Genomic DNA, 20795 nt, shown 5'->3' on the forward strand with positions numbered 1-20795 from the left:
GCTGCTGCTATGTCAGGGAAGATAGGCCGGATGCGCCAGGCGGTCAAAGTGGCGTGGCGTCACGCGAGGCGGAACGCCGCAGGCCTGCAGCAGCGGTGGATGCGCCGATGTTCAGAACTGTCAGGAGTGCCATTGACTTCCGGCTGCGCGCACCGACATTCAGCGGACTAAAATCAACAGACCTCCTTTCAAGCAGCCGTTTTTTCAGCCATGCCATCGATCATTTCCATTTCCGGGGTCACCAAGACCTACGCCACCGGTTTCAAAGCGCTGAAGGAAATCAACCTCGATATCGAGCGCGGCGAGATTTTTGCGCTGCTCGGGCCGAACGGCGCCGGCAAGACGACGCTGATCTCGATCGTCTGCGGTATCGTCAACCGCTCGTCGGGCACGGTCAGCGTCGACGGCCACGACATCAGCCGGGATTATCGCGCCGCACGCAGCCTCATCGGGCTGGTGCCGCAGGAACTGACCATCGACGCGTTCGAGAGCGTGTGGGCGACGGTCAACTACAGCCGCGGCCTGTTCGGCAAGCCGGCCAATCACGCCTTTGTCGAGAAAGTGCTGCGCGACCTGTCGTTGTGGGACAAGAAGGACGCCAAGGCGATCACCCTGTCCGGCGGCATGAAGCGGCGGCTGATGATCGCCAAGGCGCTGTCGCACGAACCGAGGGTGCTGTTCCTCGACGAGCCGACAGCCGGCGTCGACGTCGAGCTGCGTCAGGACATGTGGGCGATGGTGCGCCGGCTGCGCGAGGATGGCGTCACCATCATCCTGACCACGCACTATATCGAGGAGGCCGAGGCGATGGCCGACCGCGTCGGCGTCATCAATCGCGGCGAGATCGTGCTGGTTGAGGACAAGGTGCAACTGATGCGCACGCTCGGCCGCAAGCGGCTTCTGCTGGAATTGCGCAGCCCGCTCGCCACCATACCCGAGACGTTGTCGCGCTACGCGCTGGAGCTTTCGCCTGACGGTGATCGACTGACCTACACCTATGACAACCAGAGCGAGCGGCCGGGCGTCGCCTCGCTGCTGCGCGACCTTGAGACGGCCGGCATCCAGTTTCGCGATATCGACACGCAAAACAGCTCGCTCGAGGAGATCTTCGTCAATCTGGTGAGGAGGGACGCATGAACCCGCGAGCAGTCTGGGCGATCTACAAGATGGAGATGGCGCGCGCTTTCCGGACCGTGCTGCAGAGCATCGTCTCGCCGGTCATCTCGACATCGCTCTATTTCGTCGTCTTCGGCTCGGCCATCGGCTCGCGCATCACCGAGATCGACGGCATCAGCTACGGCGCCTTCATCGTGCCGGGGCTGATCATGCTGTCGCTGCTGACGCAGTCGATCTCCAACGCCTCCTTCGCCATCTATTTCCCGAAATTTGTCGGCTCGATCTACGAGCTGCTGTCGGCGCCGGTGTCCTATCTGGAGATCATCATCGCCTATGTCGGGGGTGCGGCGACCAAGTCGATCATACTCGGCCTGATCATCCTGGGGACCGCGTCGCTGTTCGTGCCGCTGACCATCGAGCATCCATTCTGGATGTTCTCCTTCCTGATGCTGACGTCGGTGACCTTCAGCCTGTTCGGGTTCATCATCGGCATCTGGGCGAGGAGCTTCGAGCAACTGCAGCTGGTACCGCTGCTGATCATCACGCCGCTTACCTTCCTTGGCGGCAGCTTCTATTCGATCGACATGCTGCCCGGCACCTGGCGCACGGTGACGCTGTTCAACCCTGTCCTTTATCTGGTCAGCGGCTTTCGCTGGAGTTTCTACGGCAAGTCCGACGTCTCGATCGGCATCAGCCTCGGCATGACCGTGGTTTTCCTGCTTATCTGCATAGCGATCGTCGCGTGGATCTTCAGAACAGGCTACCGGCTGCGGACCTGACCGGCTTACAGCACGCTGAGCAATTGGACACGGAAACAAGAAGGGGCTTCGGTCGCGCCGAAACCCCTCCTTTCCTTCACGATCTATCGGCCTTGACCTTGGAGCGAGATGACCTAGACCGCGATCTTGCCACCGCCCTGTTTGGTGATGGCGACGACCGATGGCCGCACCGGCATATCGGGCTTGAAGTCAGGCCAGCGGGTCGACGGGTCCTCATAGTAGGAGGGACGGCCAAAAGCCTCCCAGTCCTCGCCGCCATCGGCCGGATGCTGGACCGCGACGAAGGCGGTCTGATCGTCGGGCGTGAACAGCGGACCGCAGAGTTCGGCGCCGATCGGCACGCGGAAGAACAGCTTCGAGGTCGCCCGCGCCTCGCCTTCGGTATCGACCGCCCACAGGCCATCGGTGCGGCCGGTCGCCTTCGGGCCCTGGCCATCGGTCGAGACCCAGAGCCGGCCGGCCGCATCGATGGCGCAATTGTCCGGCATGCCGAACCAGCCATTGGCGGTCGTCGCAGTCGAGAAGGTAGCGCCGACTTCGGCCACCGAGGGATCGCCGCATTTCAACATGATTTCCCACTTGCCCTTGGTGGCAGTGAAATCGCCACCATCCTCGACAATCTCGATGATGTGGCCGAAGGCGTTTTCGGCGCGCGGGTTGGCAGCGTCGACCTGCTCCGCCTTGCGCTTCGAATTGTTGGTCAGCATGACGTAGACCTTGCCGGTCGTCGGGTTGGGCTGAATATCCTCGGGGCGGTCCATCTTGGTGGCGCCGAGCAGATCGGCGGCACGGCGCGTCTCGATCAGCACCTCTGCCTGGCTGGCAAAGCCGTTCTCCGCCGTCAGCGGGCCCTGGCCGAAGACGATGGGAAGCCATTCAATCGAACCGTCCTCGGCGAATTTGGCGACATAGAGCGTGCCGTCGTCGAGAAGATCCATGTTGGCGGCGCGGTCCTCGGCGTTGAACTTTCCGACCGTGACGAACTTGTAGACATAGTCGAAGCGCTCGTCGTCGCCGAGATAGAAGACGACGCGGCCATCCTTGGCGACGATCGATTCAGCGCCCTCATGCTTGAAACGGCCCATGGCAGTGCGCTTCCGCGGCACCGAGGTCGGATCGTTGACATCGACCTCGACGACCCAGCCGAAGCGATTCGGCTCGTTCGGCTCCTTGCCGATGTCGAAGCGGTCGTAATGCGCAGCCCATTCATAGGCGCCTTCGGGAATCCCCAGGCGCTTGTAGTTGGCGGCTTCCTTGTGGCCTTCCTGCAACTCGCCCGAGAAATAGCCGTGTATGTTTTCCTCGGCCATGACGTAGGTGCCCCAGGGCGTCACGCCGCCGGCACAATTGTTGATGGTGCCGAAGACCTTCGTGCCGGTCGGATCGGCACTGGTCTTGACCCGGTCGTGGCCGGCGACGGGGCCGGACAGTGCCATCTCGGTGTTGGCGGTGATGCGGCGATTGAGCTTGCCGTCGCGCACCACCTGCCATTTGCCTGATACCTTGCGAATTTCGACGATGGTGCCGCCATGCGCGGCTATCTCGATGTCGACCTGTTCCTTACTCAGTGGGGCCTGCTTGGCCTCGCCATCGACGATGGTGACAAGGCCCGGGAACATCAAATGCGGATTGGTGTACTCATGGTTGACCACCAGCAGGCCATGCTCGGCCGAGCCGTCGATCGGGATAAAGCCTACATAGTCGTTGTTGTAGCCAAACTGCCTTTCCTGGGCCGCCGCCGACTGTTTTGTCGGATCGAAGTCCGGCGAATCGGCAAACAGCGGATCGCCCCAGCGCAACAGCACGTCGGCGTCGTAACCGGCGGCGACATGGTGCTTGTCGTCGACGCCTGCCTCAACCTCGTCGAAACTGAAGACCGAGCCGCCGCCGGCGCGGGCATCGTCGGCGAGGATCAGCGCGAGCGGGCTGACGGTGGCGGCGATGGCGGTTGCCGCGAGCGATCCCTGCAGAAAACCACGGCGCGAGAATCGCGCGGCGATGATTTCGCCCATCGTCTGGTTGTCGGTGGGATTGGTTCCTGGCCCATCGTTTTCCTCGAGCAGGATGGTGCGGAAATGGGCGTCGGCGGAGCGATGTTCGGTCATGGGGGCTTGCCTCTGGCTCTTTGGGATGGCTGGAGCGTGTTGCTTGACTGACCGCGTATCGCCAGCAGATCACAGTTTGATGACGTTCCCGGCCAATTTCCAGCCCGATTTCATGTCTTTGATCAGGCCGCTTGACCGCGACCGACGCTTCGGAAACAAGATCTGCGGCAGGCGCGGAAGTACTGCGTCGAGAGGGACAAAAAAGTGAGTTTCTGGGGACTGGGGCAGCTCGGCATTTCGACGGTGATCTTCCTGCTGGCGGCGACGGCGGCCAAGCAATGGGGACTGGCGCCGAGCCTCGGCAAGATCGTTCTGACTCTGGCGCTCTATTCGCTGGGCAATCTGATCATGCTGAGGCTGATCCGTGAATTCGGCATGTCGGTGTCGTTCAGCCTGTCGGCGGTGATCCAACTGGTGTCGGTGAACGTAGTGGCACTGGTGTTCTTCGGCGAGCGCGTCGATTCGTTGCAGGCCACCGGCATCGTGCTCGCCGTCGCAGCGGTGGCGCTGATCACGCTCGGACCCTATCTGCAAAAACTGTAACTGCGCATGACCCCGAAAATCGGAATCGATTTTCGGAAAGGATCATGCGCCAAATCAAAGTGCTACAGCGTCCTTTGCGCGTCCAAAAGGACGCGCGGCGCTGTAGGACGATTGGCCCGATGAAGAATACCGCGAACAAGCTGCTCAACTGGATCGAGTTCCCGGTGCTCTTGGCCGGACTGGTCATCGCCGGCGGACTGTGGGGGTTCGAGGAACTGATGGAGGTGGCGCGAGACACCACACCGCACGCCTTCGACACGGAAATCATGCTCGCCTTCCGTGAAGCGGGACAGCCCGACAATCCGATCGGACCGCCATGGCTGGAAGGGGCGATGCGCGATATCACCAGCCTCGGCAGCGCCATCGTGCTCGGGCTGATCACTGTGGCGGTGATCGTCTATCTGCTGCTGATCCACAAGCCGGGAGCAGCGTTCCTAGTCTTCGTCGCGGTGGCTGGCGGGCAGGCCCTGTCGAGTACGCTGAAGCTCGGAATCGATCGGCCGCGCCCCGACCTGGTCTCGCATCTCGCCGACGTGGCGACGCTTTCGTTTCCAAGCGGCCATGCGATGCTGTCGGCGGTGACATATTTGACGCTGGGCAGCATGGCGTCCCGTTTCCTGCCTGGGCGAACGACCAGGATCTATGTGCTGGCACTTGCCGTGCTGACAACACTGCTGGTCGGCATCAGCCGCGTCTATCTCGGCGTTCATTGGCCGTCGGACGTGCTGGCCGGCTGGTGCGCCGGCTTCGCCTGGGCGATGCTGTGCTGGCTGGTAGCATGGGCGTTCCAGCGATGGCGCGGGCAGACCGCCGGCGCCTGAACCGCCCCGTTCCGAACGATGATTCGCCTAATCTCCTCATTGTTGCGGCGGCTGGGGCGTGCTGGTCCAGCAGGCGCAGGCTCGCCAGGATGCAACCAGGCCATGTGCATGTCTGACATGTGCATGATGATGCTTGAACCGTCATAATGATGGTATTATACATGGGAATGCAGACTCAGACGGGGTTTTTAGCCGATGATCACTGCCGCGCAGATGCGCGCCGCAAGGGCGCTGGCCGGCATCGATCAGAAGACGCTCGCCGAGCGCGCCGGGGTTTCGCTTCCAACCATTCAGCGGATGGAAGCGAGCGACGGCGTGGTCAGGGGCGTGGTCGATACGCTGATGAAGGTCATCCAGGCCCTCGACGAGGCCGGCGTGGAGCTGATCGGCGAGAACCAGGCCAGCGAGCGCGGCGGCAGGGGGGTGCGACTCAAGCCGGTCGTGCCGCAGAACCCGCCAGGCTGAGCCGAAATAGAGTCGCGACGGCGACCGCCGACAGTCCTGCCGACGATCTCGCCTGCTTGGTTTTATGCGTGGCCGCTGTGCACTTTTTGGCGGTATGCATCAGGAGCGGAAGGCAGTCCATGGATCGAACCCAGCGGGCAATTCATCAACCGGCGCAGCCGACATTTTCCGAACTGTTCACGCCGAAGCTGGCGACGGTGCTGCGCGAAGGCTACACATCAGCGCACTTCAAGGCCGATGCCATCGCCGGACTGACCGTGGCCATCGTGGCGCTGCCGCTGTCGATGGCGATCGCGATCGCATCGGGCGTGTCTCCGGAGCGCGGGCTCTACACTTCCATCATTGGCGGTTTCCTCGTCTCGGCTCTGGGCGGCAGCCGTTTCCAGATCGGCGGGCCGGCGGGCGCCTTTATCGTGCTGATGGCGGCAACAGTGGCACGGGTCGGCGTCGACGGCTTGCTGCTGGCGACGATGATGGCCGGCGTCTTGCTGCTCGTCATCGGCTATCTCAGGCTTGGCACCTACATCAAGTTCATTCCCTATCCGGTGACCGTCGGCTTCACCGCCGGCATAGCCATCATCATCTTCTCCGGCCAGATCGTCGAGCTGTTCGGGCTAAAACTCGCCGGCCAAGAACCTGGACCGTTGGTGCCGAAGCTGATGGCGATCGGCGAGGCGGCCGGCACGATCAATCTCGCCGCCACCTTCGTCGCTCTGCTGACCATCGTCGCCATTGCCCTGATGAAACGGTGGCGGCCGAAATGGCCCGCCATGCTGATCGCCATCGGTCTGGCGTCGCTTGTCGTGGCGCTGTTTTCGCTGCCTGCCGAAACGATCGGCACGCGCTTCGGCGGCATCCCGCGCAGCCTGCAAATGCCGGCCTTTCCGCCGATCAGCTTCGACAGGATGATCGACGTCCTGCCGGACGCCTTAGCTTTTGCGCTGCTCGTCGCGATCGAATCGCTGCTGTCGGCCGTGGTCGCCGACGGCATGACAGGAAGGCGGCACCGCTCCAACTGCGAACTCGTGGCGCAAGGCTTCGCCAACATCGCGTCCGCGCTGTTCGGCGGCATCTGCACCACCGGCACCATAGCCCGCACCGCGACCAATGTGCGGGCCGGCGCGCATGGACCGGTTTCGGGCATGATCCACTCGGCCCTCCTGCTTGCCCTGATGCTGGTGGCGGCGCCGCTGGCCAGCTACATCCCGCTTGCAGCCCTTGCCGGCGTGCTGGCGGTGGTGTGCTGGAACATGTTCGAGAAGCAGGCCTTTGCCACGCTGCTGCGTGCCTCGCGGGGCGACGCGCTGGTGCTGATGGCGACCTTCCTGATCGTCATCTTCCGCGATCTCACCGAAGGCATCGTCGTCGGCTTCGCGCTGGGCTCGATCCTGTTCATCGACCGCATGGCCAAGAGCATTGCGGTCGAGCCGGATCAGGGACTGGTGCAGGACGATGTCGCCGACAGAACCGGCGCCGCCAGCGCATACGATTCCAGCGAAGCCAGCGATGCCGACACCGTCGTCTACCGGATTTCCGGCGCCTTCTTCTTCGGCGCCGCCTCGACCGTCGCCACGGTGCTGGACCGCATCGCCGACCAGCGCAAGAACTTCATCCTCGACTGCTCGGCCGTGCCGTTCCTCGATTCAACGGCGGCCAACGTCATCGAGAGCGCTGCCCACAAGGCGAGGCGCACCGGCGTGCGCTTCATCATATCAGGTGCTTCGCCGCAGACACGCCGCATGCTGATCAACCACGGCGTCAAACGACCGCTGGTGACATACGCCGCCTCGATCAGGGACGCGCGAGCGCAACTGAAGAATGCCGCGCCCGCAGCGTGAATGCCGAAAAAAGAAACCGGCTCAGTCGAGCGACAGCGCAACGACTTCGCCGTCGTTCATCAGCGGCACGAAAATCCTGCTGCCGTCGGTGCCGATATCGGCACTGCCCGGATTGAAGGTCGCAACCGTCTCCGGTGTGCCATCAACCTTGTAGCGATAGAGCGTGCCGGTCATATAGGACGTGGCGTAGATCGTGTCGCCGACTGCAATGACGCCATCGAGATCAGCGAATTTTTGTGCGCCGGGCAGTTGCGAAATAGCCTTGGTGGCGAGATCGACGGCGAGCAGGCCGCCGGGCTCCGCTGTGCTGAAATCCGGCTTGATGCCCTTGCCCCAGGACGCGACGATCAGCCGGCCACCATCGGCAACGATGCCATTGGGCGACGCAAGTGCCGCGTCCCTGACGAACAGTTCCGACCTGTCGCCATCGACGCGGTAGATCGCGTCGGCCAGCATGTCTGTGACGTAGATTTTGCCGGAGGCGTCAGTGGTCATGTCGTTGAGAAAAACGGTATTCGGCACATCGATCGTCGAAACAAGCTTGCCGGTCTCGAGATCGACGACACGAACTTTTGTGATGTCGGCGACATAGAGTCGGCCGCCGGAGACCACCATGCCCTTGGGCGCATCCATGCCGTTGGTCCAGTGCTGCATAACCATCTTGCCGTCCAGGGACAGGACCGACAGATAGCCATTGCCGTCGGCGTCGCCCGGATTGCCGACGATGTTGGAGACGACGATGCGTTTGTTGACGGCGTCGAACAGCGCCGATTCCGGCTGCTCGAAGCCGGTGGCGCGCCAGAGTTCCCCGGCATGGGCGGCAGGCATCGTTGCGATGCCGATGACGGCGAGAAGTGTCGAGCGGATAAGGGTTTTCATGGCTGGTCTCCTGTGGCGACAGCGGAGACCTAGATTTTCCGATACTTTTCTGGAAGGCCGATTGGAGCTAGTATCGAAAATCGATACGAAACTGCGCGAAAGAGGTGCATCGCATGAATGGTCTGATCTTCGAGGCGCTGAAGCGGACATTGAAGGCGAAGGGCGTCACCTATCGCGAACTTGCCGAACGCATGGGCGTTTCCGAGCCGACGGTGAAGCGCATCTTCCATGAACGCAACTGCAAGCTCGACCGGCTGATGGAAATCTGCGCTGCCGCCGGCGTCGAGCTGGAAAACGTGCTCGGCTCGATGAACCGAGGGCCAGGGCCGGTCAACCGCATCGCCCCGGAGATCGAACGCAGGCTGGCAGGCAGGCCGGCGCTGCTGTTCATGTTCGTCATGCTGTCAGAAAAATTCGCGCCCGAAGGCATCATGCGTTCGCAAGGATTGAGCGAGGCCTCGATGTTCCTCTATCTGCGCGACCTCGAGGAGCTCGGCCTCGTCGCGCTCGGTCGTGGCCTGTCGGCCAGGCTGCTGGTCGAGACGCCGATCCAGTGGAATTTCGAAGGGCCGCTTAGACCATTGTTCGAGATGACAAACAAGAATTTCATCGGCTGGGCGATCACGCATCTGGAGCGGGAGGCGACCTTCGTCAGCTTCTCCAGGCGGATGCGGCCGGAGACGGCGGAGATGGTGAAGCGCGAGGCGGAGGAGCTGGCGGAACGCGCCAAATTGCTTGCCCATCACGATCAGCACACGACGCCCGAAGACGGGCTCACCGGCTATAAATGGACATTTGCCTTCGGCGCGACGCCGTTCCCAACGATCATGCCGATCGGGCCGCATCCGCGTGATGCCGGTGCGCGAGCGAACGATCGGTCCGCGAAGGCTCGACGCCCGTTGCTAGCATAGGCGAGCTGCTACTCGGCGGCCTTGGTTTCCGGATCGGTAGCCGTCATCTTGTCCTCCCAGGTCATCTGCCGGTAGTCGAACCCGTATTCCAGCGTCGGCTTGACGATGCGGAAATAGGGCGACAGGTCGAAGTCGCGCGGCGTGTAGAGCGAGTGGTGGCGGATGTGCAGGATTTCCTTGCGCGAATAGTTCGACTGGGCCGAGGCACGGCCGGGCGCCCGGGTGATCTCAGGCAGGATGGGATAGCGGATCTGGCCATAGGCTTCGGCGATCAGCGACGAGCAGATGGCCCGGGTCGGATCGCCAGACCCGAAAGCCAGCATGCGGCGACGCCAGCGTACCGGCACAGGCGGCGTCGGCAGGAAATAGCGCAGCATGTCGAAGATGTTCTTGAGATCGTATCTGAGGCCGAGCTTGCCGATCATGAAGGCGACGACCTTGTCGCGATCTTCCGGCGCCAGGCCGCTCGCCCGGCAGATGCGCGTGTTGTAGGTACGGTAGTGCGACAGCGGCACGGCGATGCAGCCCTCGCCAAGCGTGACCTCGATCAGGCGCCGCCGCTCCGATCCGTCCTCCGGTTCGGGCAAAGCATCGCCGACATAGAAGGCCGCGTGCGACCAGGTCGACTGGGTCAGGTACTTGATCGCCGCCGAGATCTTCTGATTGCCCTCGATCAGCAGGATGTCGCCGGGCTCGAGCGTTCGGCGCAGCGTTTCGGCATCGGACGGCGTGTAAGGCTCGTAGCCGGACGATTCCTCCTGCAGCCGGCCGGCAAGCCAGCGGCCAAGTCGGTCCAGAAGCGTGTCACCGGTCTCGATCATGCCAGACGGCGATTACCACAGGCCGGCGGCCTAGACCATGATCCCGAACCGAAGGACCGCGTCAGGCAGCGGCGCCGGGTGCGCTAGCGTCTTGGTGCGGCGCGGCGGCCAGATCGGCGCGCGTCTTGCGCGCGAGTTTTTTTGTCGAGCGCCTGGGCCTGTCGCCGAACAGATCGGCTGCCGCCGCAAGACAGGTCTTTTTCAGGCTTTTCTGCTAGCGCTTCAACAGCTTGCTCAGCAGTCGCGTTTCCTGAGGAGAGCCGAGCGGCCGGTCGCCGGCATCGAGAAGGTTGCGCAAGACGAATACATCATGCAGTTCGCCCAGTCTTTCGCCGAGTTCGTCGACCGCCTTGCGCCGGGCCTTGATCGGCGTCGGCCACAGCCTGCCAAGCAGCGACAGATGCATGCCGTGAGTCTTCGCCGCCTTGCGCAGATCGTGGAAATCGTCGGCATCACCGCGGGAGCCCGCCTTGTCCAGCGCCTTTCTGGCGCGACGCAGAGTGATGCGGGCGCCTTCGGCAAGCACATCGGCGGCCTGTTCGGGCAGGTCGGGCAAGGCTAACGTATCGATGCGGCTGATGCCGTCCTCGCAAGCGGCAGTCGCGGCAGCTATCGCGGCGCCGAGGCCGGCTCCACCACGCAATTCGTGCTGGCGCGCCACCAGCGTGTCGCGAACAGCATCGAGACCGCCGCCAGCGCTTTGCTCGGGAAAGTTTTTTGCCAGTCGGTCGATGGTTTCAACCAGCGCGGTCGCCTCGCGCGGTTCGGCAAGCAGGGCAGCCACCTCTCGGTAACATTGGTTCTCGGTACTGCAAAATGTTTCGTCTCCGGGGCGGACCAGGCGCAGCAAGGCACGCACCTTCTTCAGCCGCCTGCGGCATTTGTGCAGCGCCTGCTCCGGCCTGTCACGCGCCGCGTCCAGATGGACGAGCGCCTTGCCGATCTCCTCAGCGAGGATGCGCCTGGCCTCGCCAGTCAACGGCAGGCGCGGATCGATGCGGTAGCTCATGCGGCGATCTCCGGAATCCCCTCGAGGGCGAGCGACGCGTTGTAGAACCTGTGCTCGCCGGTGACTTCGCGGCCGAGCCAATCTGGCAGCATTTCGTCCTGCACGTCCTGCGGCGTCTCAAGCTCGGCGACCACCAGACCGCTAAGCATGCCGCCGAAGACATCGACTTCATAGAGATGGCCGCGGTGCCTAACATGGTGGCGTGTCTTCTCGATGACACGACCGATGGCGAAGGCCAGCATCTCTTCCGCCTCCGCCAGAGCGAGCGGATATTCGAATTCGTCGCGTTCGCGGGCCTTGCCGCCGAATTTGAGCGTCAGCTTTGCCGAGGCGCCGTCGCTGATACGCACGCGGACCGAGCGGTCGGGCGCGGCAACGAGATAGAACTGGCGAATGCGGATGTCCGCTTCGACCAGATCCCGCCAGCCATCGCCGGAGACCAGGAACTTGCGCTCGATTTCCTTGACCATGGCTCCGCACTAAAGCGCGTGCGGCTGGAGATGGCAAGGTGGAGATAGGCTAGTATTGACTTTAATCATTCGATTGATTAAATATCTAATATGAGCAAACCGACAAACGCCAAAATTCCGCAGCGAGACGCATCCCCAGCCGAGATGACGCGCGCGGCACTTGTTCGCGCAGCGCTGAAGCTGTTCGGACGCCAGGGTTTCGACGGCACCTCGACGCGCGAGATCGCGGCTGAGGCCAAGGCCAATATCGGCTCGATCGCCTATCATTTCGGCGGCAAGGAGGGGCTTCGCAACGCTGCGGCCGACTATATCGTCGACACCATCCAGACCATTGCCGGCCAGGCGATCGGCAATCTGCAGGGGCCGAGCGATTCAGAAACGGGCGAATCAGAAACGGGCGACCCCGAAGCGGCGCGGGCACAACTGTTCACCGCGCTGGAGCGGATGGTGGCTTTCATCGTGGCAAGGCCGGAGGCCGGCGAGATCGTGCAGTTCGTCCTGCGTGAGCTGTCGCATCCGACGGCGGCACTCGACCGCATCTATGACGGCGTGTTCGAGCCGACGCATCGCCGGCTCTGCCTGATCTGGGAACAGGCAACGGGCGAGGCGGCCGAAAGCGAGACGACCCGACTCACCGTGTTCACGCTGATCGGCCAGGTCGTCTATTTCCGCATCGGCCGCGAGGCGGTGATGCGCCGCATGGGCTGGCGCGCGATCGGCGACGCCGAGGCCACCAAGATCGCGGCGGCCGTGACGGATAATCTCAGCGCGATTTTGGCTCGGCGCGATTTGGCTCGGCTTCATTTAACCGACCGGAAGGATGGTAGGTCATGAGTTTCCTCTGTTCTGTGCCGCTAGCCGCCCTGCTTTTCAGCGCCTGCGCACCGGCGGCGCCGCTCGCCGTCGGCTATGTCGAGGGCGACTATGTGCTGCTCGCGCCGATCGAGGTGGCGCAGGTCGAGACGATTTCGGTCAAGCGCGGCGACCGCGTCGCGCTGGGCACGCCGGTGGTGACGCTGGAAAGCGCCGACGCAAAAATAGCCGTCGCGCAAGCCGAGGCGGCCCTTGCCCAGGCCCAGGCGCAACTTGCCGACCTGCAGGTCGGCAAGCGCCCCGAAGAGATTGAGGTGCTCAAGGCGCAGGTCGACATGGGCAAGGCGCAAGCCGCCGACGCCAAACGCAGATACACCCGCGCCAGCGATTTGTTCAAACGCGGCACCGGCACCCAGGCCGATCATGATACGGCTTCCGCGACGCTGGAAATTGCCAACGCGCAGCTCGGCCAGGCGGAATCCAATCTCGCTGTCGGCGGCCTGCCGGCGCGGCCCGAGACGATCAAGGCCGCCGACAATCAGGTCAGGCAGGCGCAATCGGCGCTGGAGCAAGCGCGCTGGCGGCTGTCGAAGCGTGTGCTGGCGGCGCCTTCGCCCGGCCGCATCAACGATGTGATCCGCTATCCCGGCGACACCGCCGGGCCGACCGCGCCGGTCATTTCGATTCTGCCGGACGGCGCGGTGAAGCTCAGCGTCTATGTGCCGGAAAGCGCATTCTCGTCGGTAGAAGTCGGCACGCTGCTCAACGTCCATTGCGACGGCTGCGGGCCGGACGTGAAGGCTCGCGTCAGCTACGTGTCGCCGGACCCGGAATTTACGCCGCCGGTGATCTACTCGCTCGAGACCCGGCAGAAGCTGGTCTATCTGGTCGAGGCGCGGCCGGAGGGCGACGCCGACGCGCTGCAACCGGGGCAGATCGTCGATGTTGAACTGGCGGATATCGGCAAATGAACGTCATAGACGTCCACGGCCTGGTCAAGCGTTTTGGTGACAAGACCGTCGTCGACCATGTGACGATGACGGTGGCCGATGGCGAGATCGTCGGCTTCCTCGGCCCCAACGGCTCGGGCAAGACGACGACCATCCGCATCATGTGCGGCCTGCTGACGCCGGATGAGGGCGAAGGCACGGTGCTCGGCTTCGACATCCGCACCGACAGCCTGAGGATCAAGCGCGAAGTCGGCTATATGACGCAGAAATTCTCGTTCTACGAGGATCTGACCATCGCCGAGAACCTTGAATTCGTGGCGCGGCTCTATGGGTTGAAGCCGCTCAACGAGCATGTGGCCAGGACGCTGGAGGATCTTGGCCTCACCTCGCGCAAGGACCAGTTGGCCGGCACGCTGTCCGGTGGCTGGAAGCAGCGGCTGGCACTGGCCGCCTGCATCATGCACAAGCCGAGATTGCTGCTGCTCGATGAGCCGACGGCGGGCGTCGATCCGAAAGCGCGGCGTGAATTCTGGGACGAGATCCATCGGCTGGCCAGCGGCGGGCTGACCGTGCTGGTCTCCACGCATTACATGGACGAGGCCGAGCGCTGCCACCGCATCGGCTACATCTCCTACGGCAGAATGCTGGCCACCGGCACGGTCGACGAGGTCGTCAGGAATGCCGGGCTGACGACCTTCGTCGTGCAGGGTCCGCGCCTCGACCAGGTCGCTGCCGCACTCAGCGGCCGGTCCGGTGTCGACCAGGTGGCGCCGTTTGGTGCGACGCTGCATGTCGTCGGTTCCGACAAGACGGCGCTTCAGGCATCCCTCGCCGATGTCGAGAAAGACCACAAGGGCGTCACGGTGACGCCGGGCGAGACCAGCCTGGAGGATGTGTTCATCCAGTTCATGTCCGGCTCGAAGGACAATATGGGATGAAAAACGGGATAAACAGCGTCTTTTCCTTCGCCAGGCTCGGTGCGTTGCTGATCAAGGAGTTCATCCAGATGCGGCGCGACCGCATCACCTTCGCCATGATGCTGGGCGTGCCGCTGATGCAGCTGGTGCTGTTTGGCTATGCCATCAACAACGATCCGAAGAGCCTGCCGGCAGCCCTGGTGGCGATGAGCAGCGATCCCTATACGCGAGCCATGGTTTCGGCGCTGCAGACCACCGACTACTACCGCTTTGACCATGTCGCGCAAAATGCCGCCGAGGCGGAATTCCTGATGGCGCGTGGCGACGTCGCCTTCGTCGTCACCATTCCCGCCGACTTTGCCCGGCGAGTCGAGCGCGGCGACCAGCCGCAAATCCTGATCGAGGCTGATGCGACTGACCCGGCAGTCGCCAGCGGCGCCATTTCGACGCTCGGCACCGTCGCCAACCAGGCGCTGCTCAGGGCGCGCGGCATGCAGGAGACGGCCGCCGAAGCTGCTCGAGGCCAGCTCGAAGTGGTGGTGCACCGACGCTACAATCCGGAAGGCATCTCGCAATACAACATTGTGCCCGGCCTGCTCGGCGTCATCCTGCAGATGACGATGGTGATGATGACCTCGATCGCGCTGACGCGCGAGACCGAGCGCGGCACGATGGAAAACCTTCTGGCAATGCCGTCCAGCCCGCTCGAAATCATGCTCGGCAAGGTGCTGCCCTATCTGGTGGTCGGCGCCGTGCAAGTGGTGGTGGTGCTGGCGGCGGCCAAGCTGCTGTTTGGGGTTCCCTTCACCGGGTCGTTGTCGCTGCTGCTCGCCGCGGTTCTGGTCTTCGTGCTGGCGCTTGTGCTGCTCGGCTACACCATCTCGACGATGGCGCGCACGCAGATGCAGGCGCTGCAGCTCACCTTCTTCTTCTTCCTGCCGTCGATCCTGTTGTCGGGCTTCATGTTCCCTTATCGCGGCATGCCTGGCTGGGCGCAGGTCTTCGGCGAGATCCTGCCGCTGACGCATTTCCTGCGCATCATCCGCGCGGTGATGCTGAAGGGCGCCGACCTGCCGGCGGTCGCAACCGAAATAGGCTGGCTCGTCCTGTTCGTGGCGCTGTTCGCCGGCGTGGCGCTGGTGCGGTTCCGCCGGACGCTGGATTAGGATCCAACTCAAGTAGCTCACGCAATGGCCGAGATGCCACCTTGGATGCATGATCATTCGGATCGAGATTTTATGCGGGTCTGGCCTGATCCGGGACCGGTGGCAACTCAGGCGCATCCAGCCCCTGGAAGGGATCGCGCCAGGCGTCGATCTCTTCAAGCTGGCGATACCAGCGACTGACCGAAGGATAATCGTCGAGCGGCAATCTGGCGACATCGTTGAAGGGCAGAAACGTCGCCATTCGAAAGTCGGCATAGGAAACCGAGTTTTCGACCAGCCAGTCTCGCTCGGAAAGCGCGGCCTCAAGAGTTGCAGCGGCCGTGCGAAACTCTCTCAGCCCCTCCTCAACCCGGTGCTGATCGATTGGGCCAATCCCATAGCGCTGCTTGGTCCCGCGTTCGAAATGCACGACGTCGCAAGCTCTTGCGAAGTTCTCTTTGCCCCAACTGAGCCATCGGATCATCTCGGGTTCGTCGTCGCCGGTGCGCCAGAGATCCGAATGCGCGTCGCGTGAAAGCCGGCAGGCTATCGCGTCAGCCTCCCAGAGGGTGTTTCCCGAACCTACGAGTATCGGCAATGAAAGATTGGGATTTAGCGGGCGATATCGCTCAGCCTGCCCGGGAGCGAAGGGCGACGCGAACTCAAACTCGAGCTTTGCGTTGAGATAACGTGCCACGGCGACCGCGAGGCGAGGATTGGGATTGCGGCTGAAGAGCAGTTTCATTCCGTGTCCGCCTTTGAATGGTGCCGGTTCGGTCGCCACCTAAGCCGCCGCCATGATCTCAGCATAGGTGCCGAAATCGACATTGCCGCCGGACAGCACCACGGCTACGCATTTGCCGGATAGCTCGATCTCGCCCGATGACAGCGCGGCGAGCCCAACGCAGCCGCCGGGCTCGACCACCAGCTTGAGATGGGCCATGGCGTCGCGCATCGCCTGTGCCGCCGCTCCGTCGGACACGGCAATGCCGCCGGCGAGATTCCTGCGGTTGATCTCGAAGGTGATCGCGCCCGGCTCGGCGGTGAGGAGCGCGTCGCAGATCGAAGTGTGGCCGGGTTCGATCGCAACCCGAACACCATTGGCCAGTGAACGACAGGTGTCGTCGAAATGCTCGGGTTCCACCGCCCAGACGGCCGTGCCCGGAGAGGCGTCCTTGATGGCGATGGAGATGCCGCTGCTCAGGCCGCCGCCGCCGCACGGGATGACGACCGCGTCGAGGCTCACCCCGAGCGCTTTCGCCTGCGCCATCAGTTCGAGGCCGATCGTTCCCTGGCCGGCGATGATGGCCGGGTCGTCGAATGGCGGCACCAGGACCATGCCCCGTTCCATATAGGGGCGAACCACCGCCATGCGATCGTCGCGAAACCGGTCGAACGGAACCACTTCGGCGCCCATTTTCCTGACGTTGCCGACCTTCATTGCCGGCGCATCGGTGGGCATCGCGATAACCGCCTTGACGCCGAACATCGCCGCCGACGCGGCGACGCCTTGCGCATGGTTGCCCGACGAGAAGGCGACGACGCCGCGGCTGCGCTGCTCATCGCTGAGCGACGACAGTTTGTTGTAGGCGCCGCGGAACTTAAACGAGCCGGTACGCTGCAGCGTCTCCGGCTTGAACAGGATCCTGGCGCCGAAACGCTTGTTCAGCTCCGGCGATTCGATCAGCGGCGTTTCGACGATCAGGCCGGACAATCGCGTTGCCGCGCGGTGGATATCGGCGATGCCGGGAGGAGTGGTCATGGTGAGGTCCTGCAGACTGAGACCGCCTATGGTGCACGGAAAACCAAGCCGGGCACCACTGGAAAAATGTGACCGAGACAATTCGTGGATTGAGAGCAGAGAGTGGCGCTCTTCGCCGACCGCCCCTCACCCCAAAAGCGTCCGTTGCCGTTTGGCGCCACCCATCTTGCGCCAGGTGTTGAACCGATGGGTGGCGGCGGCGAAGGATATCTTCATCTGCTGGGCAACCGAATAGCGCGACTTGCCCTCGTCGAACAAGCGGTAGCAGCATTCGACGCCCTCCTCGGTCAGCTTGCCGTCGGGAGCCTTGTTGTGCGGATTGGCCGGGTCGAATTTCTCGACCTGCTGCTCGACTAGCCCCTTCAGGCGCTGCAGATCGGCCTCGATGCTGGCGATCAGGTCGAGAACGGGTTTCGGGTCAAATGCATGGGTGGGCTGTTTCGCCGGCATCCGGATTCCTTTCTCTTGGCTTAAGCCCAGCTATATAGGTGAACATTCGCCAATAATGAAGGGCTGGCGGAGGATTCCCGGAGCCATAATTTTGAACCTCCGGCGACGAGCGCGATTGACCAACGGTGCGCCAAACCATAGTTTAGAACTATTCTAAACTAGGGCGGAATTCTCATGCTTTCCCGTGTTTTCGGATTTGGTCGCCGTCCCTTCGAGTCGCTCTCGGAGCAAGAGATCCTGGCGCTCGCCATCTCTTCCGAAGAGGATGACGGGCGTATCTACCGCGCCTATGCCGACGGGCTGGCGGATAGGTTTCCGCATTCGGCCAAAGTGTTCGAGGAAATGGCGGAGGAGGAGGACGGCCACCGCGACTCGCTGATCGAGCTTCACCGCGAGCGCTTTGGCGAGCGCATTCCGCTGATCCGGCGCGAGCATGTAAAGGGCTATTACGAGCGCAAGCCCGACTGGCTGGTCCGGCCGCTCGGCATCGAACATGTGCGCCAACAGGCCGCAACGATGGAGCGTCGGGCCTACCTGTTCTACGTCGAGGCGGCGAAACGCACCAGCGACGCCTCGACGCGAAAGCTGCTCGACAATCTGGCGGTGGCCGAACAGGGCCACGAGACGCTGGCGCAGCGGCTGGAGCAAAAGCATGTGCCGGGCGCGGTGAAAGCCGAGGAAGCAGCGGCCGAGCAGCGCCAGTTCATCCTCACCTATGTGCAGCCGGGACTGGCCGGGCTGATGGACGGATCGGTGTCGACGCTGGCGCCGATCTTCGCCGCCGCGTTCGCCACGCACGACACGTTCCAGACCTTCCTGGTCGGGCTTGCCGCCTCGATCGGCGCCGGCATCTCGATGGGCTTCACCGAGGTCGCCTCCGACGACGGCAAGCTGTCGGGCCGCGGCTCGCCGGTGAAACGCGGCATCACCACGGGCGTGATGACGGCGCTGGGTGGCCTCGGTCACGCCTTGCCGTACCTCATTCCGTATTTCTGGACCGCGACAATTCTCGCGATTGTGGTGGTGTTCTTCGAACTGTGGGCGATCGCCTTTGTGCAGAACCGTTATATGCAGACGCCGTTCTGGCGCGCCGCCTTTCAGGTGGTGCTGGGCGGCGGACTGGTGTTCGCGGCGGGCGTGCTGATCGGGAATGCTTAGAAAAGCCCTACCCATGCAGCGCCCGGCTGTCCTCAGGCGCTTCTGCACGTTCGGTCAGGCCATAGTCGCGCACGACGTGGGCGATGCGCAGACGGTAGCCGGCAAAGATGCCGCCACGGCCGGCCTTCTGAGCCCGCCTATGTTCCTCCGTGTTGCGCCAGGCCTTCACCGCCTCTTCGTCTCGCCAGAACGACAGCGACAGGATGCGTGTCGGGTCGGTGAGGCTCTGGAAGCGTTCGATCGACAGAAAACCATCGATGCCGTCAAGCAGCGGGCGCAGGTCGGCTGCCATGGCGAGATAGGCATCGCGCTTGCCCGCTGCCGGCTCGACCTCGAAGATGACGGCGATCATAGTTTCACCAGAGAGGCATGCGGCCCGGAGGCGAGTTTCAGAAAAGTCCGGTCCTCTTTCAGGATGAATTTTTCACGCCGCGCGAATTCGTAATTCGCCTTACCGGCCGGGTCGGCGGCGAGCCTGGCACGGTAGGCTTCGTAAGCCGCCAGGCTGTCGATGTTGTAGGCGGCGTAGGCGGTGGTGGCCGAGCCTTCATGCGGCGCGAAATAGCCGATCAGATCGGCGCCGCAACGCGGGATCGCCTGGCCCCAGTTGCGGGCATACTCCTCGAACGCCGCCTTGCCGAACGGGTCGATCTCGTAGCGGATGAAGCAGGTGATGGTCATCTTTTGTCTCCTTGCTGAATCTGGGTTTGTTGCGGCGACAGTTCGAGCGGGGTCGAAACGTTCTGTGGTGCTATGTGCTAGCAATTTTCCATGCTGGTCACGCTTGCCAGAAGGATTTCGCGCATTCGCGGCGAACGTCTTGTGGCGTCAGGCCAAGGTCGCGCAGAAGATGCTCGTCAATCCCGGCGAGGTCGAGGCGCTGCAGATGACGATCGTACCACCGCGCCAGCAGCCGCAGATGCACCCGGCGCAAGATCATGAACGGAGACGGCCGACGGCCGAAGCGGCTGACAAGCACGGTGTGGGGAACGGTTCTTGCGGTCATCGTCGTCTCCTTGATCTCAGCGAAGGATAGTGGTTATCTGACGTCAGTGCTTCGATGAAGGGCGAACTATGCGTGAAGGACCAGACATAGCCCGCATCGCCAGCCTGGTCGGCGATCCGGCGCGGGCAAACATGCTGACCGCGCTGATGGGTGGCACGGCGCTAACAGCGAGCGAACTGGCGCTCGAGGCCGGCGTGTCGCTGCCGACCGCCAGTTCGCATCTGTCGAAGCTGATGGAGGGCGGGCTGCTGACGCTGGCAAGCCAGGGGCGGCATCGCTACTATGGGCTCGCCGGGCCGCAGGTGGCTGGCATGATCGAGGCCATAACCGGTGTCGCCGCCGCGGTCGGACCGCAGCGGGTGCGGCCGGGTCCGCGTGATGCGGCGATGCGCGTGGCGCGGGTCTGCTACGACCACCTCGCCGGCGAGCAGGCCGTGGCGATGCTCGATCGTCTTGTCGCTCGACAAGTGCTCCTGCGCGACGACAAGGAAATCCGGCTCGGGCCGTCAGCCGCCTCGCATTTTGCTGCGATCGGCATCGATGTCGTGAGCAAGGCGCGGCGGCCGGTGTGCCGGGCCTGCCTCGACTGGAGCGTGCGGCGCTCGCATCTGGCCGGCACGCTGGGTGCGGCCATCCTCGATAAGATCCTTTTGGAAAAATGGGCGCGGCGTGAGAAAGACAGCCGCGCGGTGGTGTTTTCGCCGATGGGGAGGCAGGCCTTCGAAAAGATGTTTCTGGCCTGATGGCCTGCCGGGCGCTGGTTTCGCGACGCCCCTGGCGAGCGAGACGCCGGCGGAACAGCGCCCCCCTCTGCCCTGCCGGGCATCTCCCCCACAA

General features: G+C 63.3%; 24 protein-coding genes and 1 pseudogene. 13 read left to right on the forward strand and 12 right to left on the reverse strand.

The genetic code is table 11. From position 1 onward, the window contains the following. Positions 1–43 precede the first annotated feature (43 nt). On the reverse strand, positions 44–217 hold the full coding sequence (locus tag AC0L16_RS31195) for a hypothetical protein (protein WP_473625334.1): 174 nt from the start codon (positions 215–217) through the stop codon (positions 44–46). On the opposite strand from AC0L16_RS31195, the gene AC0L16_RS31200 reads away from it, so the two are divergent. Next, positions 211–1137, forward strand: a complete 927-nt coding sequence (locus AC0L16_RS31200) for an ABC transporter ATP-binding protein (RefSeq protein ID WP_473625335.1) — start codon at positions 211–213, stop codon at positions 1135–1137. The genes AC0L16_RS31195 and AC0L16_RS31200 overlap by 7 nt on opposite strands. Further along, the gene (locus tag AC0L16_RS31205) at positions 1134–1895 is read left to right on the forward strand and encodes an ABC transporter permease (protein WP_473625336.1); all 762 of its coding nucleotides are present in this window, start codon (positions 1134–1136) and stop codon (positions 1893–1895) included. The genes AC0L16_RS31200 and AC0L16_RS31205 overlap by 4 nt, the downstream gene beginning before the upstream one ends. A 113-nt stretch (positions 1896–2008) precedes the next feature. Here the strand turns inward: AC0L16_RS31205 and AC0L16_RS31210 are convergent, their stop codons facing one another. Then, positions 2009–4000 (reverse strand): PhoX family protein, encoded by a 1992-nt coding sequence (locus AC0L16_RS31210; RefSeq protein WP_473625337.1) that lies wholly within the window; start codon positions 3998–4000, stop codon positions 2009–2011. 204 nt (positions 4001–4204) lie between these two features. On the opposite strand from AC0L16_RS31210, the gene AC0L16_RS31215 reads away from it, so the two are divergent. The 4 genes from AC0L16_RS31215 to AC0L16_RS31230 all read left to right on the forward strand — a co-directional run bounded on the left by AC0L16_RS31215 (position 4205) and on the right by AC0L16_RS31230 (position 7667). Beyond that, positions 4205–4543: a hypothetical protein gene (locus tag AC0L16_RS31215; RefSeq protein ID WP_473625339.1), complete on the forward strand. Its 339-nt coding sequence runs from the start codon at positions 4205–4207 to the stop codon at positions 4541–4543. Between the two features lie 119 nt (positions 4544–4662). Further along, positions 4663–5364, forward strand: coding sequence for a phosphatase PAP2 family protein (locus AC0L16_RS31220; RefSeq protein WP_473625340.1), 702 nt, complete (start codon positions 4663–4665; stop codon positions 5362–5364). 195 nt (positions 5365–5559) lie between these two features. Further along, positions 5560–5829 (forward strand): helix-turn-helix domain-containing protein, encoded by a 270-nt coding sequence (locus AC0L16_RS31225; RefSeq protein WP_236393151.1) that lies wholly within the window; start codon positions 5560–5562, stop codon positions 5827–5829. A 119-nt stretch (positions 5830–5948) separates the two neighbouring features. Next, positions 5949–7667 carry a SulP family inorganic anion transporter gene (locus AC0L16_RS31230; protein ID WP_473625342.1) on the forward strand — a complete coding sequence of 573 codons (1719 nt, stop codon included), beginning with the start codon at positions 5949–5951 and terminating at the stop codon, positions 7665–7667. Between the two features lie 21 nt (positions 7668–7688). Here AC0L16_RS31230 and AC0L16_RS31235 read toward each other — a convergent pair whose 3' ends face one another. Next, positions 7689–8546: an SMP-30/gluconolactonase/LRE family protein gene (locus AC0L16_RS31235; RefSeq protein ID WP_473625343.1), complete on the reverse strand. Its 858-nt coding sequence runs from the start codon at positions 8544–8546 to the stop codon at positions 7689–7691. 113 nt (positions 8547–8659) lie between these two features. On the opposite strand from AC0L16_RS31235, the gene AC0L16_RS31240 reads away from it, so the two are divergent. Next, positions 8660–9457 (forward strand): helix-turn-helix domain-containing protein, encoded by a 798-nt coding sequence (locus tag AC0L16_RS31240; RefSeq protein WP_473625345.1) that lies wholly within the window; start codon positions 8660–8662, stop codon positions 9455–9457. Between the two features lie 8 nt (positions 9458–9465). Here AC0L16_RS31240 and AC0L16_RS31245 read toward each other — a convergent pair whose 3' ends face one another. From AC0L16_RS31245 to AC0L16_RS31255, 3 genes and pseudogenes are all read right to left on the reverse strand, one after another. Then, positions 9466–10278, reverse strand: a complete 813-nt coding sequence (locus tag AC0L16_RS31245) for a C40 family peptidase (RefSeq protein WP_473625347.1) — start codon at positions 10276–10278, stop codon at positions 9466–9468. Between the two features lie 61 nt (positions 10279–10339). Next, positions 10340–11287, reverse strand: a pseudogene (locus AC0L16_RS31250) (CHAD domain-containing protein). Continuing rightward, positions 11284–11757 (reverse strand): CYTH domain-containing protein, encoded by a 474-nt coding sequence (locus AC0L16_RS31255; RefSeq protein WP_473625349.1) that lies wholly within the window; start codon positions 11755–11757, stop codon positions 11284–11286. Before AC0L16_RS31255 ends, AC0L16_RS31250 begins: the two are co-directional and overlap by 4 nt. Positions 11758–11847: 90 nt before the next feature. On the opposite strand from AC0L16_RS31255, the gene AC0L16_RS31260 reads away from it, so the two are divergent. The 4 genes from AC0L16_RS31260 to AC0L16_RS31275 are packed head-to-tail and all read left to right on the forward strand — an operon-like array spanning position 11848 to position 15603. Beyond that, a complete protein-coding gene (locus AC0L16_RS31260; RefSeq protein ID WP_473625351.1) occupies positions 11848–12591 on the forward strand; it encodes a CerR family C-terminal domain-containing protein in 744 nt (247 codons plus the stop codon). Then, a complete protein-coding gene (locus AC0L16_RS31265; protein ID WP_473625353.1) occupies positions 12588–13541 on the forward strand; it encodes an HlyD family secretion protein in 954 nt (317 codons plus the stop codon). The genes AC0L16_RS31260 and AC0L16_RS31265 overlap by 4 nt, the downstream gene beginning before the upstream one ends. After that, positions 13538–14458 (forward strand): ABC transporter ATP-binding protein, encoded by a 921-nt coding sequence (locus AC0L16_RS31270; protein WP_473625354.1) that lies wholly within the window; start codon positions 13538–13540, stop codon positions 14456–14458. The genes AC0L16_RS31265 and AC0L16_RS31270 overlap by 4 nt, the downstream gene beginning before the upstream one ends. Positions 14459–14466: 8 nt before the next feature. Next, positions 14467–15603, forward strand: coding sequence for an ABC transporter permease (locus tag AC0L16_RS31275; RefSeq protein ID WP_473625368.1), 1137 nt, complete (start codon positions 14467–14469; stop codon positions 15601–15603). Between the two features lie 70 nt (positions 15604–15673). Here the strand turns inward: AC0L16_RS31275 and AC0L16_RS31280 are convergent, their stop codons facing one another. From AC0L16_RS31280 to AC0L16_RS31290, 3 genes are all read right to left on the reverse strand, one after another. Continuing rightward, positions 15674–16327: a glutathione S-transferase family protein gene (locus AC0L16_RS31280; protein ID WP_473625370.1), complete on the reverse strand. Its 654-nt coding sequence runs from the start codon at positions 16325–16327 to the stop codon at positions 15674–15676. Between the two features lie 39 nt (positions 16328–16366). Beyond that, positions 16367–17344, reverse strand: a complete 978-nt coding sequence (locus AC0L16_RS31285) for a threonine ammonia-lyase (RefSeq protein WP_473625356.1) — start codon at positions 17342–17344, stop codon at positions 16367–16369. 126 nt (positions 17345–17470) lie between these two features. Then, entirely contained in the window at positions 17471–17794 is a 324-nt protein-coding gene (locus tag AC0L16_RS31290; RefSeq protein WP_023801401.1) for a hypothetical protein, read from the reverse strand. A 174-nt stretch (positions 17795–17968) separates the two neighbouring features. Here AC0L16_RS31290 and mbfA point away from each other — a divergent pair, with 174 nt between their 5' ends. After that, a complete protein-coding gene (gene mbfA, locus AC0L16_RS31295) occupies positions 17969–18952 on the forward strand; it encodes an iron exporter MbfA (protein ID WP_473625358.1) in 984 nt (327 codons plus the stop codon). Positions 18953–18959: 7 nt separating this feature from the next. Here the strand turns inward: mbfA and AC0L16_RS31300 are convergent, their stop codons facing one another. The 3 genes from AC0L16_RS31300 to AC0L16_RS31310 all read right to left on the reverse strand — a co-directional run bounded on the left by AC0L16_RS31300 (position 18960) and on the right by AC0L16_RS31310 (position 19958). Then, positions 18960–19304: an antibiotic biosynthesis monooxygenase family protein gene (locus AC0L16_RS31300; protein ID WP_473625360.1), complete on the reverse strand. Its 345-nt coding sequence runs from the start codon at positions 19302–19304 to the stop codon at positions 18960–18962. After that, on the reverse strand, positions 19301–19633 hold the full coding sequence (locus tag AC0L16_RS31305; protein ID WP_473625361.1) for an NIPSNAP family protein: 333 nt from the start codon (positions 19631–19633) through the stop codon (positions 19301–19303). The genes AC0L16_RS31300 and AC0L16_RS31305 overlap by 4 nt, the downstream gene beginning before the upstream one ends. Positions 19634–19730: 97 nt before the next feature. Further along, positions 19731–19958, reverse strand: coding sequence for a DUF1127 domain-containing protein (locus AC0L16_RS31310; protein WP_473625363.1), 228 nt, complete (start codon positions 19956–19958; stop codon positions 19731–19733). Positions 19959–20026: 68 nt separating this feature from the next. On the opposite strand from AC0L16_RS31310, the gene AC0L16_RS31315 reads away from it, so the two are divergent. After that, on the forward strand, positions 20027–20701 hold the full coding sequence (locus AC0L16_RS31315) for an ArsR/SmtB family transcription factor (RefSeq protein ID WP_473625365.1): 675 nt from the start codon (positions 20027–20029) through the stop codon (positions 20699–20701). Positions 20702–20795: the final 94 nt, after the last annotated feature.

The organism is Mesorhizobium sp. WSM4848 (assembly GCF_055811375.1).

Bases quoted from the DNA above. Each gene is read 5' to 3' on its own strand.
- AC0L16_RS31230 (WP_473625342.1), top strand. From the start codon at position 5,949: ATGGATCGAACCCAGCGGGCAATTCATCAACCGGCGCAGCCGACATTT.
- AC0L16_RS31235 (WP_473625343.1), bottom strand. From the start codon at position 8,546: ATGAAAACCCTTATCCGCTCGACACTTCTCGCCGTCATCGGCATCGCA.
- AC0L16_RS31265 (WP_473625353.1), top strand. From the start codon at position 12,588: ATGAGTTTCCTCTGTTCTGTGCCGCTAGCCGCCCTGCTTTTCAGCGCC.
- AC0L16_RS31210 (WP_473625337.1), bottom strand. From the start codon at position 4,000: ATGACCGAACATCGCTCCGCCGACGCCCATTTCCGCACCATCCTGCTC.
- AC0L16_RS31270 (WP_473625354.1), top strand. From the start codon at position 13,538: ATGAACGTCATAGACGTCCACGGCCTGGTCAAGCGTTTTGGTGACAAG.
- AC0L16_RS31310 (WP_473625363.1), bottom strand. From the start codon at position 19,958: ATGACCGCAAGAACCGTTCCCCACACCGTGCTTGTCAGCCGCTTCGGC.
- AC0L16_RS31280 (WP_473625370.1), bottom strand. From the start codon at position 16,327: ATGAAACTGCTCTTCAGCCGCAATCCCAATCCTCGCCTCGCGGTCGCC.
- AC0L16_RS31305 (WP_473625361.1), bottom strand. From the start codon at position 19,633: ATGACCATCACCTGCTTCATCCGCTACGAGATCGACCCGTTCGGCAAG.
- AC0L16_RS31195 (WP_473625334.1), bottom strand. From the start codon at position 217: ATGGCATGGCTGAAAAAACGGCTGCTTGAAAGGAGGTCTGTTGATTTT.
- AC0L16_RS31260 (WP_473625351.1), top strand. From the start codon at position 11,848: ATGAGCAAACCGACAAACGCCAAAATTCCGCAGCGAGACGCATCCCCA.
- AC0L16_RS31200 (WP_473625335.1), top strand. From the start codon at position 211: ATGCCATCGATCATTTCCATTTCCGGGGTCACCAAGACCTACGCCACC.
- mbfA (WP_473625358.1), top strand. From the start codon at position 17,969: ATGCTTTCCCGTGTTTTCGGATTTGGTCGCCGTCCCTTCGAGTCGCTC.
- AC0L16_RS31205 (WP_473625336.1), top strand. From the start codon at position 1,134: ATGAACCCGCGAGCAGTCTGGGCGATCTACAAGATGGAGATGGCGCGC.
- AC0L16_RS31220 (WP_473625340.1), top strand. From the start codon at position 4,663: ATGAAGAATACCGCGAACAAGCTGCTCAACTGGATCGAGTTCCCGGTG.
- AC0L16_RS31225 (WP_236393151.1), top strand. From the start codon at position 5,560: ATGATCACTGCCGCGCAGATGCGCGCCGCAAGGGCGCTGGCCGGCATC.
- AC0L16_RS31315 (WP_473625365.1), top strand. From the start codon at position 20,027: ATGCGTGAAGGACCAGACATAGCCCGCATCGCCAGCCTGGTCGGCGAT.
- AC0L16_RS31255 (WP_473625349.1), bottom strand. From the start codon at position 11,757: ATGGTCAAGGAAATCGAGCGCAAGTTCCTGGTCTCCGGCGATGGCTGG.
- AC0L16_RS31245 (WP_473625347.1), bottom strand. From the start codon at position 10,278: ATGATCGAGACCGGTGACACGCTTCTGGACCGACTTGGCCGCTGGCTT.
- AC0L16_RS31240 (WP_473625345.1), top strand. From the start codon at position 8,660: ATGAATGGTCTGATCTTCGAGGCGCTGAAGCGGACATTGAAGGCGAAG.
- AC0L16_RS31300 (WP_473625360.1), bottom strand. From the start codon at position 19,304: ATGATCGCCGTCATCTTCGAGGTCGAGCCGGCAGCGGGCAAGCGCGAT.
- AC0L16_RS31290 (WP_023801401.1), bottom strand. From the start codon at position 17,794: ATGCCGGCGAAACAGCCCACCCATGCATTTGACCCGAAACCCGTTCTC.
- AC0L16_RS31285 (WP_473625356.1), bottom strand. From the start codon at position 17,344: ATGACCACTCCTCCCGGCATCGCCGATATCCACCGCGCGGCAACGCGA.